This is a genomic window from Bacillus salipaludis (genome assembly GCF_004358205.1).
This window is the reverse complement of sequence record NZ_SMYO01000020.1, coordinates 39596-56907: the sequence shown is the minus strand read 5'-3', so window position 1 is coordinate 56907 and position 17312 is coordinate 39596. Positions and strand designations below refer to the sequence as shown.

Below are 17312 nucleotides of genomic sequence, written 5' to 3'. Positions count from 1 at the left end.
GCATCTAAGCATGAAGCCCCCCTCAAGATGAGATTTCCCATAGCGTCAAGCTAGTAAGATCCCTGAAAGATGATCAGGTTGATAGGTCAGAGGTGGAAGCGTGGCGACATGTGGAGCTGACTGATACTAATCGATCGAGGACTTAACCAAGTCATATGTATTATATGAAGGTGAACTCGTTTTTACAAAACTTCTTCTGCATTATCTAGTTTTGAGGGAATGAAAAAAATCAATTTTCCTCTTGAAAAATTTTAAAAAGACATTATAATATAAAAGTGTCTGATAAATAGTCTGGCAATAATGGCGAGAAGGTCACACCCGTTCCCATACCGAACACGGAAGTTAAGCTTCTCAGCGCCGATGGTAGTTGGGGGCTGTCCCCCTGTGAGAGTAGGACGTTGCCAGGCTGTTATAAAATTATTCCGCAGTAGCTCAGTGGTAGAGCTATCGGCTGTTAACCGATCGGTCGTAGGTTCGAGTCCTACCTGCGGAGCCATTTTTATTTTTAAATGATTTAGCTATGCTTCCATAGCTCAGTAGGTAGAGCACTTCCATGGTAAGGAAGAGGTCAGCGGTTCGAGCCCGCTTGGAAGCTTACCTAATTTAAATAGGCTATAGGCCCCTTGGTCAAGCGGTTAAGACACCGCCCTTTCACGGCGGTAACACGGGTTCGAATCCCGTAGGGGTCACCAAAGTTATATCGTATTCGCGAAAATAACTTACATTATATCGGAGGATTAGCTCAGCTGGGAGAGCATCTGCCTTACAAGCAGAGGGTCGGCGGTTCGATCCCGTCATCCTCCACCATTATACCATGCCGGTTTAGCTCAATTGGTAGAGCAACTGACTTGTAATCAGTAGGTTGGGGGTTCAAGTCCTCTAGCCGGCACTTTTTTATTTTATTGGAGGGGTAGCGAAGTGGCTAAACGCGGCGGACTGTAAATCCGCTCCCTCAGGGTTCGGCGGTTCGAATCCGTCCCCCTCCACCACTTATATTTTTAAAAATAATGGACAAGCTATTTTTATAAGATTATTGGGCTATAGCCAAGCGGTAAGGCAACGGACTTTGACTCCGTCATTCGTTGGTTCGAATCCAGCTAGCCCAGCCAAAAAAGAGCCATTAGCTCAGTTGGTAGAGCATCTGACTTTTAATCAGAGGGTCGAAGGTTCGAGTCCTTCATGGCTCATTTTGTTCAAATTGACCATTGGTCTTTACCTATGAATTACGGAAGTAGTTCAGTGGTAGAACACCACCTTGCCAAGGTGGGGGGCGCGGGTACAAATAAAGTCTTCCGCTTCAAGCATAACATATCGGGGTCTTAGCTCAGCTGGGAGAGCGCCTGCTTTGCACGCAGGAGGTCAGGGGTTCGATCCCCCTAGACTCCACCATACACTACATAAACCATTCGCCTTAAATCATTATCTGATTTAAGGCTTTTTTGTTTTTAAAGACAAATTACCACCCAAGGTCATGTGAAAAGTCCTTTATATTGTTTTCTAAGGTAAAACTCCACTTAAATAAGCTGGTACAAATTAAAACCAACAAAAAAAAACATTAAAAATTTTCCCAAAAGTCATAGCCAGCCATACAGGAACTCACAAAATAACCCCGCTAAACCCTATTAAAACAGTATTTACGGGCCTTCCCCGCATATATATACATATTTTTGTCGAGTTGAGTCATCTTAATGGAAGCGGTTAAAATAGGGATATAAAGGCTAGGAGGTAGAAGCATGAAAAAGCTATCAATTATTGGAATGCCTATGGATTTAGGACAAATGAGAAGAGGAGTCGATATGGGGCCGAGTGCAATCCGTTATGCTGGGATTAACGAGCGCCTAAAACCTCTTTTTGATGAAGTACATGACTTAGGTGATATTCCAATTGGCAGACCTGAAGTTGTCGTAGATAAAGAATCCAATCTACGTAATTTAGATTTAGTAGCAGAAAAAAATACATTGCTTGCTGAAAAGGTGGACGAAGTCATCGAATCAGGGTCTTTCCCACTTGTTCTTGGTGGAGATCATAGTATTGCAATCGGAACATTAGCAGGTGTGGCAAAACACTATAAAAACCTTGGTGTTATCTGGTATGATGCCCATGGTGATTTAAATACTGCAGAAACTTCTCCAACAGGGAATATTCATGGAATGCCTTTAGCAGCTAGTCTTGGATTAGGACATCCACTCCTAACTCAACTAGGCGGCTATAGTCCAAAAATTAAGCCTGAAAATGTTGTAATCATTGGTGCAAGGGCTCTTGATGACGGAGAAAAGGATTTAATCAAAGAAATCGGCATTAAAGTTTACACTATGCATGAAATCGACCGCCTAGGAATGACAAAAGTCATGGAAGAAACGATTGCCTATTTGAAAGAAAAAACAGATGGCGTTCATTTATCATTAGATTTAGATGGTCTAGACCCTAGCGACGCACCAGGAGTTGGAACGCCAGTAATGGGTGGGATCAGCTACCGTGAAAGCCATCTTGCTATGGAAATGCTAGAAGAGTCAAAAATCATTACTTCAGCAGAATTTGTTGAGGTAAATCCAATTCTAGATGAGAAAAATAGAACAGCCACTTGTGCAGTAGCTTTAATGGGCTCATTATTTGGAGAAAAACTATTATAAAAAAGCAGCTTCGGCTGCTTTTTTATTTTTCTACTAAAATTCAGTTTACGCGCGCGTTTAGTAAATTTTTGTTAATATTAAAGGTATTGAGAAGTTTTTCGCTCAAAACGAAACTTTTTCGCTATCGATTCGTAGTATCGTATAGCCGCATTAGAGCGGAGGTAAATAGATGGAAGCGGTCATTAAAAAGAGAATTAAGCAAGTAATAAAGGGAGACCAAGACGCATTTGCCGATATTGTCGAGATTTATAAGAATAGCGTGTATCAGCTTTGTTACCGAATGATTGGAAATCGACATGAAGCAGAAGACCTTGCCCAAGAAGCTTTTTTACGTGCTTATATGAATATCCATACTTTTAATCAAGATTTAAAATTTTCAACCTGGCTTTTTCGTATTGCAACAAATCTTTGTATTGATCGCATTCGAAAAAAGAAACCGGATTATTATTTGGATGCTGAAGTAGCCGGAACCGAGGGGCTTACCATGTATTCACAAATACCTTCGCAGACAAAACCACCCGAAAGCGAAGTGGAAAGTTTAGAGCTTCATGAAACGGTTCAAAAGGAAATTTTAAAACTGCCTGAAAAATATCGCTCAGTTATTGTCTTAAAATATATTGAAGAGTTGTCATTAAACGAAATCAGTGAAATTCTCGATATGCCCTTAGGTACGGTTAAAACGAGAATTCACCGCGGACGGGAAGCTTTACGGCAACAATTACGTTATGTGTGATAAAGAGGTGATACGGTTGAAATGTCCAGAACAAATCATTGAATTAATGCATGACTTTTTAGATGAAGAGATCACACCAGAAAATGAAGCAATTTTAAGAGGGCACCTCCAGGACTGTAAAGAATGTGAACCCCTTTTTAATGAATTAAAAAAGACTGTTGCTCTTGTGAAAAGCACCTCAAATATGCAGGCCCCATCTAACTTTACAGCCAATGTTATGGCAAAGCTTCCAAAAGAAAAGAAAAAAGTGGGGATAGAACGCTGGCTGAAAAATCACCCAATACTGGCCGCAGCATCGCTCTTTATTGTTTTAATGTTGGGAAGTTTATTTTCAACCTGGAGTCAGAACCGTGAATTTTCTGTTTCGAAACAAAAGAATTTAATTGTCCAAAATAATACTGTGATTGTCCCTAAAGGCGAAGTAGTAAAGGGGGATGTCATTGTTCGAAATGGTAAATTAAAGATTGAAGGAGAAGTTCAAGGTGACGTTACAGTCATAAACGGGGAAAAATATATGGCATCAGCCGGCCATGTCACAGGGAGAATTGAAGAAGTGAACGAGGTTTTTGATTGGATTTGGTATTATATGAAAAAGACCGCACATGATGTGATTAACGTATTTGATCAAAATGAAACGCAATAGAAAACAAATCACTCCGATTTGAGTGATTTGTTTTTTTATGATACTACATATAATAGGTACAAGCTTGATTTATGTTATAATAACATGGGTTTAGATTTCATGGATTCTTATGCAAAATTACGGAGGAAGAACAATGCCGTTTGCCGATTTCACAGTATGGAAGTATTTATCTAGTATTGTTGATATTCTCCTTGTGTGGTATGTCATTTATAAGCTGATTAATGTTATAAGAGGAACAAAGGCCGTTCAATTACTCAAGGGAATTTTGGTAATTCTGCTTGTTAGGGTAGTCAGTGAATACTTAGGCTTAAAAACATTAAGCTGGATGATGCAACAGGCCATTAACTGGGGATTTCTTGCGATTATTATTATTTTTCAGCCGGAACTTAGAAGAGCACTTGAACAGCTGGGCAGGGGACGGTTTTTTTCGAGAAGCGGTAGTCCAGATGACGATGATCCGGAGAAAACCATTGCAGCCATTATAAAAGCAACAGATTATATGGCAAAACGTCGGATAGGAGCCTTAATTTCGATTGAAAAAGAAACAGGAATGAGTGATTATATTGAAACGGGGATTCCTTTAGATTCAAAAATTTCCTCAGAATTACTCATCAATATTTTTATTCCAAATACACCTCTCCATGATGGAGCGGTCATTATTCAAAAAAATAATGTATCTGCTGCGGCTTGCTATCTTCCTTTGTCAGAGAGTCCTTTTATTTCTAAGGAGCTGGGGACGAGACACCGGGCAGCACTCGGGATTAGTGAGGTAACAGATAGCATCACAGTGGTGGTTTCGGAGGAAACAGGTGGAATTTCTCTTACGAAAAATGGGGAACTTCACCGAGATTTAAATACCGATGAATTTAAAGAATTATTATCGAGTGAATTATTAGTGAATACCAAAGTCAAACAGGCTTCTTCAGCTCGTTGGAACTGGAGGGGAAAGAAAAATGGATAAATTGATGGATAATCGGTGGTTTATAAAAATTCTTGCATTGGTTCTAGCTGTTCTGCTTTATTCATCTGTTCCCCATACTACGAACAGCACCAAGTTTACCGGTGTGAATGTACCAGGTGAGCAAACCACTGAAACCCTAAATGATGTACCGGTAAAGGTATACTATGATACGGAAAATTTAGTCGTATCGGGGATTCCAAACAAAGTGAAGCTAACATTAAAAGGACCGGTAACACATATTCAAAATGCGAAAGCATTGCGGAACTTTGAAGTATATGTTGATTTAACAAAGGCCAAGATTGGCCATCAGACCGTAAAACTGAAAATAAAAGATTTATCAGATAAGTTAAAGGCTACGATAAAGCCGTCCCGTGTAAATGTGTCCGTTCAAGAGAAAATTACTCAGGAATATAAAGTGGATACTGAATTTAACCAAGGATTGCTTCAGGAAGGCTTTGCTGCAGGGCAGCCCGTTGTTGAGCCAAATAAAGTGAAAATTACTGGGGCAAAAAACTTAATTGATCGAATTAGCTACGTAAAAGCGACGCTCAATGTTAAAGATCAGATAAATAAAACGATTTCACAGGAAGCGAATATCCAGGTTCTCGACCGCGACTTAAATAAATTGGACGTTGAGGTCGATCCTAGTACGGTAAGGGTAACCATACCTGTCAAGGATATAAGTAAAAAGGTTCCGATTGATATCAAACAAATTGGAACACCGCCTAGTGGAGTAACCATTGATTCCATCACTTTAGATACAAAGGATGCAGTAATTATTGGTAGTGAACATGCCTTAAAAAATGCCCATGTTCGCGTTGAGGTGGATGTAAGTAAAATTGATGATAATAAGACAATGGATTTACCTGTAATCATTTCGAATGGAATCACAAAGGTATCGCCGGAAATGGTGACGGCAACCATTGTTGTGAAAAAGCAAGAAGAAAAAACGATATCGGGGATTCCTTTAACAATCCTCGGTTTATCTGACCAGTATTCTGCGGAGATAAACAATCCCGATAATGTCGATATAACAGTCAATGGTCCAAGCTCCATGGTGAACAAATTAAAATCAAAAGATTTTAATGTTTTTATCGATGTGTCCAACCTTAAGGAAGGGGACCATAATGTAAAAATTCAAGTGGAAGGGCCTTCGGAGGTAGACTGGGAACTTGATCAATCCAGAGCAAACGTCACAATAACTAAAAACAACGCATAAACCCTGCAATATATTGATGAAGGAGCGATTTTAATAATGGGAAAATATTTCGGTACCGATGGAGTACGCGGAGTTGCAAATAGTGAATTAACACCTGAATTTGCCTTTAAATTAGGGCGTTTTGGTGGATATGTTTTAACAAAGGACAAGGACCGCCCGAAAGTCATTATCGGCCGTGATACTCGTATATCAGGCCATATGCTCGAAGGCGCTCTTGTTGCCGGTTTACTGTCCATTGGTGCAGAAGTAATGCGACTTGGGGTAATTTCTACTCCTGGTGTTGCTTATTTAACCAAAGCATTAGGGGCCCAGGCAGGGGTTATGATTTCCGCCTCTCATAACCCAGTAGCGGATAATGGAATTAAGTTTTTTGGTCCTGATGGTTTTAAACTTTCGGATGAACAAGAATTAGAAATTGAAAAACTAATTGATTTACAGGAAGATCAATTACCAAGGCCAGTAGGTTCTGATTTAGGGCAAGTTATGGACTATTTCGAAGGCGGACAAAAATATCTACAATACTTAAAACACACAGTAGATGAAGACTTTTCTGGAATCCATATTGCTTTAGATTGTGCAAATGGAGCAACATCTTCTCTGGCAACGCATCTATTTGCTGATCTTGATGCAGACCTATCGACTATGGGAGCGTCTCCGAATGGACTGAATATTAACGCCGGAGTTGGTTCCACCCATCCCGAGGCTTTAGCTCAACTAGTTAAGGAAAAGGTTGCAGATGTCGGCTTATCGTTTGATGGGGATGGCGATCGCTTGATTGCGATTGACGAAAAGGGAAATATCGTGGATGGCGACCAAATAATGTACATATGTGGAAAGTACATGAAGGAACATGGACGTTTAAAGCATGGGACAATTGTTTCAACAGTTATGAGTAATCTTGGTTTTTATAAGGCTCTTGAAAGCCATGGAATCAAAAGCGTTCCTACTGCAGTGGGCGATCGTTATGTGGTAGAGGAAATGAAGAAAAGCGGCTATAATCTTGGCGGTGAGCAATCGGGTCATATTATTTTCCTTGACTATAACACAACAGGTGATGGTCTATTAACAGGCTTACAATTGGTAAATATTATGAAGGCAACCCATAAGCCATTATCCGAATTAGCCGGTGAAATGAAGAAGTTTCCGCAGAAGCTTGTCAATGTAAGAGTGACAGACAAGCTTCATGTAACGGATAATGATAAAGTAAAAGCAATTATTGAACAGGTGGAAACTGAAATGGCAGGTGACGGAAGAGTGCTTGTCCGTCCATCCGGTACAGAACCGCTAGTTCGTGTAATGGTCGAAGCACCAACGGAAGAGCTATGTGAATCCTACGTGAACAGAATTGTAATGGTAGTTAAAGAGGAAATGGAATTAAAAGAATAGTCTATTTTATATGCATAAGGGAACCTTAATATCCCTTATGCATATTTTATTATGTATAATTTTTCACTTGTAAAAGAAAAGTCAAAATCCCTTTATCTTCCTAGTTGACGGAAATCTTGAATTCAGGTAAGATTGATTTGCTTTGTTGTTAAAAGCACATCTTACTAAAGAAAGGTGGATAGTGATTTAAAACATTTTAAAGCGCCTGAACTAATTCATAGTGAGTTGAATTAGTTGACGAGGAGGAGGTTTATCGAAATGTTCGGCGGATACCTCCCGGTTGCGATGCACAACCGTCAGTTCTTCTTTAAAACATCTGAGGCAACTCGATGCACAAAGAGAAGAAAATGCACACATATTAGCTTCACGCTTTAAAGGGTATAGACAGATACCTAAAAAACGGAGATAAGGGGGCAAGGTAAGCCTCCAAAGCATTCTTGCCCCCTAAATCAGGGAGGAAAAGAAATTATGTGTGGAATTGTTGGATATATTGGAAATAAGGATTCAAAGGAAATTTTATTAAAAGGTCTTGAAAAGCTGGAATACCGCGGTTATGACTCAGCAGGTATTGCGCTTCAAAACGGGCACGGGATTCATGTATTCAAAGAAAAAGGCCGCATTGCAGATTTACGAAAGATTGTGGATGGAAATGTAACAGCTCATATTGGAATTGGGCATACTCGCTGGGCAACTCATGGTGTACCAAGCAAAACAAATTCCCATCCGCATCAAAGTGCTTCAGACCGTTTTACGCTTGTACACAATGGTGTGATTGAGAATTATGATTTCTTAAAGCGCGAATATCTTTCAAATGTTGAGTTTAAAAGTGAAACGGATACGGAAGTAGTTGTTCAGCTTATTGAGTTCTTTGTAAACGAAGGCCTAACTGTTTTAGAAGCATTCCGTAAAACACTAACACTTTTACATGGTTCCTATGCTCTTGCCCTTTTAGATGCAAAAGACCGTGAAACAATCTACGTTGCTAAAAATAAAAGCCCACTTCTTGTCGGTTTAGGAGACGGCTTTAATGTCGTTGCTAGTGATGCGATGGCAATGCTTCAGGTTACAGATAAATATGTAGAGCTAATGGACAAAGAGGTTGTCATTGTTACGAAAGACCAAGTAACAATTCAAAACTTGGCTGGAGAGACAATCAACCGCAAACCGTATAAAGCAGAATTGGATGCAAGTGATATTGAGAAGGGCACATATCCTCATTACATGATAAAAGAAATCGACGAGCAGCCGCTTGTGATGCGTAAGATTATTCAAACGTATCAAAATGAGCAAGGGGAACTAACCATTGATTCTGAAATTATCGGTGCAATGAATGATAGTGACCGTGTTTACATTGTTGCAGCTGGAACATCCTACAATGCAGGTCTTGTCGGAAAACAACTGATTGAAAACATGGCTAAAATTCCAGTAGAAGTTCATATTGCTAGTGAATTTGTTTATAATATGCCACTGTTATCGAAAAAGCCGTTGTTTATTTTCATCACACAGAGTGGGGAAACAGCAGACAGCCGTGCGGTACTTGTTAAAGTAAAAGGAATGGGTTATCGTGCATTAACAATTACGAACGTTCCTGGTTCAACTCTTTCTCGTGAAGCGGATTATACATTATTACTACATGCTGGTCCTGAAATTGCGGTTGCATCTACGAAAGCTTATACAGCCCAAATAGCCGTGCTTTCCATACTGGCCGAGGTAACGGCAAAGAGCCAAAATATCAAAGTTGACTTTGACTTGGTACATGAACTTGGAATTATTGCAAATGCAATGGAAGTTCTTTGCGATTCAAAAGAGCTGTTTGAGCATATATCAAGAGAGTTTTTATCGGTAACACGAAATGCCTTCTTTATCGGCCGCGGAGTTGACTATTATGTATGCTTAGAAGGATCCTTGAAATTAAAGGAAATTTCTTATATTCAAGCAGAAGGCTTTGCTGGCGGAGAATTAAAACATGGCACGATTGCTTTAATTGAAGAAGGAACGCCGATTATTGCTCTAGCTACTCAAGAAAGTGTAAACCTAAGCATTCGCGGAAATGTGAAGGAAGTCGTTGCCCGCGGAGCAAACCCATGCATCATTTCGATGAAGGGTTTAAATATGGACGAAGACAGCTTCATCATTCCAGAAGTACATGAATTATTAACACCACTTATCTCTGTTATACCATTACAATTAATTGCCTACTATGCAGCACTGCACCGTGATTGCGACGTGGATAAGCCACGTAACTTAGCAAAATCGGTTACGGTTGAATAAGCAGGTGAATGATTATTTAAAACACGGTTCAATTTTGAACCGTGTTTTTTTGTTACTATTGTTGCTATCGTATAGTGAACCTTTTTTGAGAAAAACTATGTTTGTCATCTCTTGTGCGACAAAGTTAGCTTTCTTCTTTATTGAATGAGGGTGCTCTGTCCTTTACCATTGACTATGTACAAAACTAATGAAGGGAAGAGAGCATATGGCTCAATCTAATATAAAAGTAGCTGTCCAAAAGTTCGGTAACTTCCTAAGTTCAATGGTCATGCCGAATATCTCAGCTTTCATTGCTTGGGGTTTAATTACAGCACTATTCATTCCTACCGGGTTTACTCCAAATGAAAGCCTTGCCAAAATGGTTGGCCCGATGATTACGTACCTCCTTCCGTTATTAATCGGATACACGGGTGGTAAGTTAGTTCATGATCAACGTGGTGCGGTCGTTGGTGCGATTGCCACAATGGGTGTCATTGTTGGCGCTGACATTCCGATGTTCCTCGGCGCCATGATCATGGGACCGCTTGGCGGTTATGTAATCAAGAAATTTGACCAGTGGATCGAAGGGAAAGTCAAAGCTGGTTTTGAAATGCTTGTGAATAACTTCTCCGCTGGGATACTTGGAGGATTGTTGGCTATTCTAGCCTTTTTGGCAATCGGTCCTGCCGTTGACGTATTTACAGGCTGGCTTGTAAAAGGGGTCGATTGGCTCGTAAGCACAGGGTTATTGCCGCTTACAAGTATCATTATCGAACCAGCAAAGATTTTGTTCTTAAATAATGCTATTAACCACGGCGTCCTTTCGCCAATTGGTGTTGAACAAGCTAAAACAGCAGGAAAATCGATTTTATTCCTTCTTGAAGCCAACCCAGGACCTGGTATTGGTGTCCTGTTAGCCTATATTATTTTTGGAAAAGGTACGGCCAGAAGATCAGCCCCAGGTGCGGCGATTATTCAATTCTTTGGCGGTATTCATGAAATTTACTTCCCTTATGTTTTAATGCGCCCAATGTTGTTTATTGCCGTTATTCTTGGGGGGATGAGCGGCGTATTTACAGAGGTGCTTTTAGGCGGAGGATTATTCGCTCCTGCATCACCGGGAAGTATTATCGCTATCACCGCTGTTACTCCCCATCATGCAAGTGCATATATTGCTAACTTCGCGGGTGTGCTCGTAGCTGGTATTGTCTCCTTTGTAGTTTCATCGTTTATCGTAAAAACTGGGAAGGAAACAGATGAAGACATTGAAGAAGCAGCGAGAAAAATGCAAGAAATGAAAGGGAAGAAAAGTTCTGTCGCCAATGTTTTTGCATCAAATCCTGGTACCTTCCCGGAAAACGTCAGCAAAATTATTTTTGCCTGTGATGCGGGAATGGGTTCAAGTGCAATGGGAGCTTCTCTTCTTCGTAAAAAAGTGAAAGAAGCAGGGTTGAATATTTCTGTAACTAATACAGCGATTAGCAACCTGCCATCTGATGCACAAATTGTTATTACGCAGGAAGAGTTGACACCAAGAGCTCTGAAACAAGTGCCGAATGCTTATCATATTTCGGTTGATAATTTCTTATCAAGCCCGGAATACGATCATTTAATGAACCGATTGAAAAACCCTGAAACAGCGGAACTTCAGGAAATAGTTGAAGACGCGGAAGACAATGTACCAAATGGTGGCAATGATGCCCAGGATTCATTACTTCGTGAAGAAAATATATTTTTAAATCAGGAATTCGCTACAAAAGAAGAGGCCATTCGCTTTGCAGGTAGAGCATTAGTTAAAGCAGGCTATGTAAAGGAAAGCTATATTGATGCCATGATCGCCCGTGATGAAATGACATCTACCTATATGGGAAATGATGTTGCGATTCCACACGGTACGGAAGAAGCAAAAAAGGATGTCCTGAATTCTGGATTTACTGTTTTACAGGTTCCGAACGGGGTTGACTTCGATGGACAAAAAGTGCGGTTGATTTTCGGTATTGCTGGGAAAGATGGTACACATCTTGAAATCTTATCAGGTATTGCAGTTACTTGCTCTGACATGGCCAATATTGAAAAATTAGTAGAAGCCAAGTCGGCAAAGGAAATCATAGATATTTTAAATGATAAAAATCAATAGAGTAGTTTACGAATAGAAAAGTAGAAAATTTGCTTTTCTATTCGTGTTACATCACCAGAAATGAGTTGGTAGCATGTACATAACTACAAGGGAAAAAGAAATTATTGAATTAATTATCAAAACATCTGGGAAGCATACAGCATTAACCCTTGCTACATATTTAAATGTTAGTGTTCGAACCATCCAGCGTAATTTAAAGTCTATTGAGAAAGTCCTTGACTCCTTTGACCTTCAGTTAGTCCGAAATACGGATAAAGGCTTGGTGGTTGAGGGAAAGAACGAACAAGTTTTTCGATTAATTCAATATTTAATGGGAATCGATCCAATCGATCAAACTCCTCAGGAAAAAGAGTTGCTTTTGCTCATCGCATTAATTCAGGAAGAATCCTATAAAATTCAGGCTTTGTCCATTGATCTCGGCGTTAGTGCTGCGACATTAACAGCTTACCTGGATGAACTGACAGGCTGGCTCGGCAATTTTAATATCCAGCTAACTCGAAAAAGAGGCGTAGGTGTTGAACTTATAGGCACTGAATCCTCCAAGCGAAAAGCTTTGGCAAGTTTTATGCTGCTTCATTTTAACGAGGAACTAATAGAGGGTTTATTTTTGTTAGAAAATGGAGAATCACATCAGGATCTTATTTTATATTATTTTCACCCCAATTACTTACTTGCGATTGATAGGGTAGTTAATACTGTTTTTAGCAAATTCCAGCAAAGGCTTGCTGATAGTGATTATATTGGTTTAATTGTTCATATTTGTATCACGCTGCAAAGAGCAGAGGCTTTCTTTTTCTTGGAAGAAGAGGGGGAGTTCGCTAACGAACTAACAAAAGAATATAACCTGATTTCCGAAATCCTCCGGGAACTTGAATCATTATTCTCCTTTCAATTTAAGAAAAACGATATTTTATTTTTGGCGGGAATCCTAAAAGGTTCTAAACTCCAGGCAGCAGACATTCTTCCCTATGATAGTGTGGTTCTTAGCAAAAAAATTAAAAATCTGATTCAACATGTTTCTTCTCAACTTCATGTTGATTTAACGAAGGATTTTTCCTTACATCAAGGATTGCTTGCCCATATGGAGCCTTCGCTATTCCGGCTTCAACAGAAAATGGGGTCATTTAACCCGCTAAAAGAGGAAATCAAACGGAAGTATCCTGTTCTGTTTATGGCTGTGAAAAATAGTGTGGAAACCTACTTTAAAGAGATTAAAGCTTTTCCTGAGGATGAAATTGCCTTTATTGTTCTTCATTTTGGTTCTGCCTTGGTGATGAAGGAAGAGGATATTACGATTAAGGCCTTGGTTGTTTGTCCAACGGGTATTGGGACGTCTAAAATGCTGGCAAGTCGAATTAAGAAGGAAATTGCCGGGATTGATACGATTGAAATTAAATCGATTAAAGAAATGCAGCAGCAAGAAAACTTCAGTAGTTATGATTTGATTATATCTACAGTAAAGCTTCCGTTTACAAAATTGGAATATATGATTGTCTCCCCACTCTTAAGCGAAGAGAATATCGAGACAATCAAGAATTTTTTAAAAAATAACATTAAGAATATCACGGAAAAAAAGAGTTATTTAAAGGCATTGCAAAAATCAGCCCCTTCCTCCAACAAAACGGGTGTCACAATTTCAGGAATTTTACAGGAACTTCAGGATGTCCATCAGAGTATTCAGGCGGTTTTAAACAATTTTTGTGTTTACCGGCTTCCTATTCTCAGCGGTCATGAGCAAATATTAAAAGAGATGGTCAAGTTGGCGGAGAATAAGGGACTTTTAACAAATGCGGATGATGTTATGAGTTCATTAAAGGAACGAGAAGAAAAAGGCGGACTTGGAATACCCGATACGGGGATGGCGCTTTTCCATTGCAGAAATGAGAATGTCAAAAAGCTTATTTTTCAAATCACCCATTTAAAGCAGCCTATACCCGTTAAAGGTATGGATGGAAATGATATGTACATGAAGAATTTACTGCTCATGCTGGCTCCTGAGGAATTAAGTGTAAGGGAGCAGGAAATAGTAAGCCTGATTAGCACAAGCTTAATTGAGAATAATGAGGCAATCTTAATTTTTTCATCATCGAATGAAGAGATGATTCGGACTAGATTAGAGGCAATCTTTTTGGATTATCTTCAAACAAATATTATAAAGGAATGATAAAAATGAAACTAGCAGTCCATTTTGGAGCAGGGAATATTGGCAGAGGATTTATTGGTGCTCTGTTTTCACAGTCCGGCTATCATGTTACCTTTGTTGATATTGCAGATCAAATTATTAACCAATTAAATGAAGAAAAGCAGTATCAAGTTAAATTGGCACAGGACCAGCAGGAGAGTATGACAATTACGAACGTTTCCGGGCTTAATAATATGACACAGGAAGACGAAGTAGTAGAAGCGATTGGCAAGGCTGTATACCTTACAACCGCCATTGGCCCCAATATTCTGCCTCGGATTGCTCCGTTAATTGCCAAGGGCTTAACTCAAAGAGTGAAAGCGAACAATGAAAGATTATATATTATTGCATGTGAAAATCAAATATCTGCTACAGATTTATTAAAGGGTTATATTTTTGAACACTTAGATGATGAGACAAAAACAAAGTTAGCAGATAAAGTTTCTTTCTTTAATTCCGCAGTTGATCGAATTGTTCCGATTCAAAATAATCAAGGGTCACTTGATGTTCTTGTAGAGCCATACTATGAATGGGTAGTGGAAACAAATGAAAGTATCCCTTCGGTTGAAGGGATGAAGATTGTCTCTGATCTTGCTCCTTTTATTGAGAGAAAGCTTTTTACCGTGAATACAGGACATGCGGTCATTGCTTATCTTGGTTATTTGGAAAAGAAAGCAACCATTGATGAAGCATTAGCAGATGAAGCCATTGTCCAACAGGTTCAAGCCACTCTTGGCGAAACCGGGGCTTATTTAATTAATCAGTATGGTTTAAATTCAGATGATCACCAGCAATATATTAATAAGATTATTAATCGTTTTAAAAATACCTATTTGAATGATGCAGTGACAAGGGTGGGCCGCTCTCCTTTGCGTAAACTAGGGCCAAATGACCGCCTCGTACGACCTGCTACGGAAGCGGCAAAAGCGGGCCTTTCACACACGAACCTTGCTAAAGCTATCGCTTCCGCATTACTTTTTGATTACCAAGAAGATGAGGAAGCGGTAAAACTGCAAGCGATGATTAATGAGAGTGGATTGGCTGTTGTCCTTAAGGAAGTAAGCGGCTTGGATGAAAATAGCGAGCTTACTCAAGAAGTGATTAGACATTATCATGATTTAAAAAGATAAAGTATTAAAAAACAGCTTCATTTGAAGCTGTTTTTACTATTATGATACTTTTTTTGCCATTCTTTTATGATCTATCGTTAGATTTTCAAGTTGAGAATGTAAAATAGCTAAATCGTATTGGTCTTTTTCTTTTAATCCGTTCATAATGATATTTGTTGCATAAATGCAAATTAAAAATACACTTATTGTTATTAACCAAGCAGCAAACATTTTAATTCCCCCTTTGATTTAACTTGACATCATTTTAAGTGATTTTTCCTAGTTTCTATGTGATATAAATCACAAAAAGGGGGGATTATTATGTCTAATATATTACAAATAGTGAAAATGAGCTGGTCTTTTTGTGGAAACACTATTCCTGTTATCTGAATAGTGTTTTTTATTTATAACTAAATGAGAAGTGGTGGATAAAAAGGGAGAACCGGAATGTAAACTTGCAAACTGGTGGGTAAAGAGCCAAAACCGGTTGGAAATGAAATTAGGTTGAATTTGTGGACCGTTTAGAGATGTGAATTTACTGAAAATGGTAATTTTTCTTTTGAAAAGGTAATTTTCAAAGAAGAATACCTGAATTTCAGTAGCTTAAATGAGAAGTGGAAGGTAAAAGGCGAAAAGAGGTGGGTAAAAAGAGAAACCGGATTGTAAACTGGCAAAAGTGGTGGGTATAGAGCCAAAACCGGTTGGTAAATGAAAGTAGGTTGAATTTGTGGACTATCTAGAGACGTGAATTTACTGAAAATGGTAATTCTTCTTTTAAAAAGGTAATTTTCAAAGAAGAATACCTGAATTTCAGTAGCTTAAATGAGAAGTGAAAGGTAAAAGGCGAAAAGAGGTGGGTAAAAAGGGAGAACCGGAATGTAAACTTGCAAACTGGTAGGTAAAGAGCCAGAACCGGTTGGTAAACGAAATAGGTTGAAACGCGTGGACCAATCTTGAGGTATAGAAGAAAAAAGCAGAATAGCGGGCACTGTAAAGATTTCACAGTACCCATGATAGTCTAAAACAAACAACAGAGGCACCATTGACATCTACTCTTTAACGAACCCATATACTCCTAATAGGCTCGGCCGTCTTACTTTGCCCCGCATGGGCTAATCCGTAAAGATCCTCAATGGTCCTTAAAAGATTAAAGTGATTTAACTTTTCATTAAACTCTCCTGTTTTTACCATTGGGCCGACAAGAAAGGTTGGGATTTTGTTGTCCTGTGAAAAATCATCTTCGTCCCAGGTCACAATTAATAAACTGTTATGAGTCTTCGACCATTGGACATATGGATCAATCTGTGCCTTCAGCCAATCGTCTCCTTCCTTAATCGTACCATCATGCATATCGTTTCTAAGACTTGGTATGACAAACGAAACCGTCGGCAGTTTAGCAAAATCCTTTGGAAAGCTGGTCAGTGGCTGATTTACTTCTTTTGGCACATTGGTGAAGTTTACCCATGGATTATGCTTGCGGGCATAACCGCTAGGACCAGACGATGCCCCATTGAAGCCAACCGAAGGCATGTCCTCGGAATAGCCTGCAAATGTATAATTTTTCGCAATCAGCTCGCTTGCCAAATTATCTGTAGAAAATTTCCCTTTAGGAACTCCGTCATCTAAAACACCTTGATTGGAACCGGAGAATAAGTTCAAATAGTTGGGTTGACTCGGGTGCAAGGTGGCATGAAAATTCGTTAAGTTTGCGCCCTGCTTCATTAATGAATTGATATAGGAAGCCGATGGGTTCCCTTGAATTACTTTTTGTGAGCGATTTTCCTCAATCACAATAACGATATGATCAATTTTTGGAAGCTTCCCTGCTACAGAAATCTTCTTCTCAGCTGGTGCCTGATCCTTAGGCTGATTTGAAGCACAAGCACTTAAAATAGGGACGATTAATAAAAGGAACATTCCCCACTTTCTAAACATATCAACCGCCTTCTTTCTTTTGAATTTTTTAGGAAAAGAGGGACACCCATGCCACAATAATTCAACAGTTATACATGGTCTATCTCATTTTAACCAACATTCGGAAAAACTCTCTTACTATGGACTT

General features: G+C 39.3%; 12 protein-coding genes, 10 tRNA genes and 2 rRNA genes. 22 read left to right on the top strand and 2 right to left on the bottom strand.

What is annotated here, in order from left to right; all coding sequences use genetic code 11:
- The 22 genes from E2K98_RS26085 to E2K98_RS25980 form a co-directional block, all read left to right on the top strand.
- Positions 1-150: ribosomal RNA gene (locus tag E2K98_RS26085) — 23S ribosomal RNA — on the top strand; the annotation flags it as partial.
- A 140-nt stretch (positions 151-290) separates the two neighbouring features.
- A 5S ribosomal RNA gene (rrf, locus tag E2K98_RS26080) occupies positions 291-407 on the top strand.
- Positions 408-421: 14 nt separating this feature from the next.
- Positions 422-496, top strand: a tRNA-Asn gene (locus E2K98_RS26075).
- A 26-nt stretch (positions 497-522) separates the two neighbouring features.
- Positions 523-595, top strand: a tRNA-Thr gene (locus E2K98_RS26070).
- Positions 596-617: 22 nt separating this feature from the next.
- A tRNA-Glu gene (locus tag E2K98_RS26065) sits at positions 618-692 on the top strand.
- 39 nt (positions 693-731) lie between these two features.
- Positions 732-807 (top strand) — tRNA-Val (locus E2K98_RS26060).
- A 9-nt stretch (positions 808-816) separates the two neighbouring features.
- Positions 817-889, top strand: a tRNA-Thr gene (locus E2K98_RS26055).
- A 15-nt stretch (positions 890-904) separates the two neighbouring features.
- A tRNA-Tyr gene (locus tag E2K98_RS26050) sits at positions 905-989 on the top strand.
- 45 nt (positions 990-1034) lie between these two features.
- Positions 1035-1109: transfer RNA gene (locus tag E2K98_RS26045), tRNA-Gln, on the top strand.
- 5 nt (positions 1110-1114) lie between these two features.
- Positions 1115-1187: transfer RNA gene (locus tag E2K98_RS26040), tRNA-Lys, on the top strand.
- A 39-nt stretch (positions 1188-1226) separates the two neighbouring features.
- Positions 1227-1297, top strand: a tRNA-Gly gene (locus E2K98_RS26035).
- Positions 1298-1313: 16 nt separating this feature from the next.
- Positions 1314-1389 (top strand) — tRNA-Ala (locus E2K98_RS26030).
- A 344-nt stretch (positions 1390-1733) separates the two neighbouring features.
- The gene (gene rocF / locus E2K98_RS26025) at positions 1734-2630 is read left to right on the top strand and encodes an arginase (protein WP_133339346.1); all 897 of its coding nucleotides are present in this window, start codon (positions 1734-1736) and stop codon (positions 2628-2630) included.
- A 169-nt stretch (positions 2631-2799) separates the two neighbouring features.
- The gene (gene sigW, locus E2K98_RS26020) at positions 2800-3363 is read left to right on the top strand and encodes an RNA polymerase sigma factor SigW (protein WP_133339344.1); all 564 of its coding nucleotides are present in this window, start codon (positions 2800-2802) and stop codon (positions 3361-3363) included.
- 16 nt (positions 3364-3379) lie between these two features.
- Positions 3380-4006, top strand: a complete 627-nt coding sequence (locus E2K98_RS26015) for an anti-sigma factor family protein (RefSeq protein WP_133339342.1) — start codon at positions 3380-3382, stop codon at positions 4004-4006.
- Between the two features lie 133 nt (positions 4007-4139).
- The gene (gene cdaA / locus E2K98_RS26010) at positions 4140-4967 is read left to right on the top strand and encodes a diadenylate cyclase CdaA (RefSeq protein WP_026576967.1); all 828 of its coding nucleotides are present in this window, start codon (positions 4140-4142) and stop codon (positions 4965-4967) included.
- Positions 4960-6186 (top strand): CdaR family protein, encoded by a 1227-nt coding sequence (locus tag E2K98_RS26005; RefSeq protein ID WP_133339340.1) that lies wholly within the window; start codon positions 4960-4962, stop codon positions 6184-6186. The genes cdaA and E2K98_RS26005 overlap by 8 nt, the downstream gene beginning before the upstream one ends.
- Before the next feature lie 36 nt (positions 6187-6222).
- Entirely contained in the window at positions 6223-7572 is a 1350-nt protein-coding gene (glmM, locus tag E2K98_RS26000) for a phosphoglucosamine mutase (protein WP_133339338.1), read from the top strand.
- Between the two features lie 468 nt (positions 7573-8040).
- A complete protein-coding gene (glmS, locus tag E2K98_RS25995) occupies positions 8041-9843 on the top strand; it encodes a glutamine--fructose-6-phosphate transaminase (isomerizing) (protein ID WP_133339336.1) in 1803 nt (600 codons plus the stop codon).
- Positions 9844-10048: 205 nt separating this feature from the next.
- A complete protein-coding gene (locus E2K98_RS25990; protein ID WP_133339334.1) occupies positions 10049-11959 on the top strand; it encodes a PTS mannitol transporter subunit IICBA in 1911 nt (636 codons plus the stop codon).
- Positions 11960-12032: 73 nt separating this feature from the next.
- Positions 12033-14123 carry a BglG family transcription antiterminator gene (locus tag E2K98_RS25985; protein ID WP_133339332.1) on the top strand — a complete coding sequence of 697 codons (2091 nt, stop codon included), beginning with the start codon at positions 12033-12035 and terminating at the stop codon, positions 14121-14123.
- A 5-nt stretch (positions 14124-14128) separates the two neighbouring features.
- Positions 14129-15271 carry a mannitol-1-phosphate 5-dehydrogenase gene (locus E2K98_RS25980; protein WP_133339330.1) on the top strand — a complete coding sequence of 381 codons (1143 nt, stop codon included), beginning with the start codon at positions 14129-14131 and terminating at the stop codon, positions 15269-15271.
- Between the two features lie 39 nt (positions 15272-15310).
- On the opposite strand, the gene E2K98_RS31250 is transcribed toward E2K98_RS25980, so the two are convergent.
- On the bottom strand, positions 15311-15481 hold the full coding sequence (locus E2K98_RS31250; RefSeq protein WP_165976390.1) for a hypothetical protein: 171 nt from the start codon (positions 15479-15481) through the stop codon (positions 15311-15313).
- An 825-nt stretch (positions 15482-16306) separates the two neighbouring features.
- The gene (locus E2K98_RS25975) at positions 16307-17185 is read right to left on the bottom strand and encodes an alkaline phosphatase family protein (protein ID WP_133339328.1); all 879 of its coding nucleotides are present in this window, start codon (positions 17183-17185) and stop codon (positions 16307-16309) included.
- Positions 17186-17312: the final 127 nt, after the last annotated feature.

What these genes read in the sequence shown, in the direction of transcription:
- glmM (WP_133339338.1), top strand. Translation starts at nt 6,223, where the DNA reads ATGGGAAAATATTTCGGTACCGATGGAGTACGCGGAGTTGCAAATAGT.
- E2K98_RS25990 (WP_133339334.1), top strand. Translation starts at nt 10,049, where the DNA reads ATGGCTCAATCTAATATAAAAGTAGCTGTCCAAAAGTTCGGTAACTTC.
- sigW (WP_133339344.1), top strand. Translation starts at nt 2,800, where the DNA reads ATGGAAGCGGTCATTAAAAAGAGAATTAAGCAAGTAATAAAGGGAGAC.
- E2K98_RS25985 (WP_133339332.1), top strand. Translation starts at nt 12,033, where the DNA reads ATGTACATAACTACAAGGGAAAAAGAAATTATTGAATTAATTATCAAA.
- E2K98_RS25975 (WP_133339328.1), bottom strand. Translation starts at nt 17,185, where the DNA reads ATGTTTAGAAAGTGGGGAATGTTCCTTTTATTAATCGTCCCTATTTTA.
- rocF (WP_133339346.1), top strand. Translation starts at nt 1,734, where the DNA reads ATGAAAAAGCTATCAATTATTGGAATGCCTATGGATTTAGGACAAATG.
- E2K98_RS26005 (WP_133339340.1), top strand. Translation starts at nt 4,960, where the DNA reads ATGGATAAATTGATGGATAATCGGTGGTTTATAAAAATTCTTGCATTG.
- E2K98_RS25980 (WP_133339330.1), top strand. Translation starts at nt 14,129, where the DNA reads ATGAAACTAGCAGTCCATTTTGGAGCAGGGAATATTGGCAGAGGATTT.
- cdaA (WP_026576967.1), top strand. Translation starts at nt 4,140, where the DNA reads ATGCCGTTTGCCGATTTCACAGTATGGAAGTATTTATCTAGTATTGTT.
- E2K98_RS31250 (WP_165976390.1), bottom strand. Translation starts at nt 15,481, where the DNA reads ATGTTTGCTGCTTGGTTAATAACAATAAGTGTATTTTTAATTTGCATT.
- glmS (WP_133339336.1), top strand. Translation starts at nt 8,041, where the DNA reads ATGTGTGGAATTGTTGGATATATTGGAAATAAGGATTCAAAGGAAATT.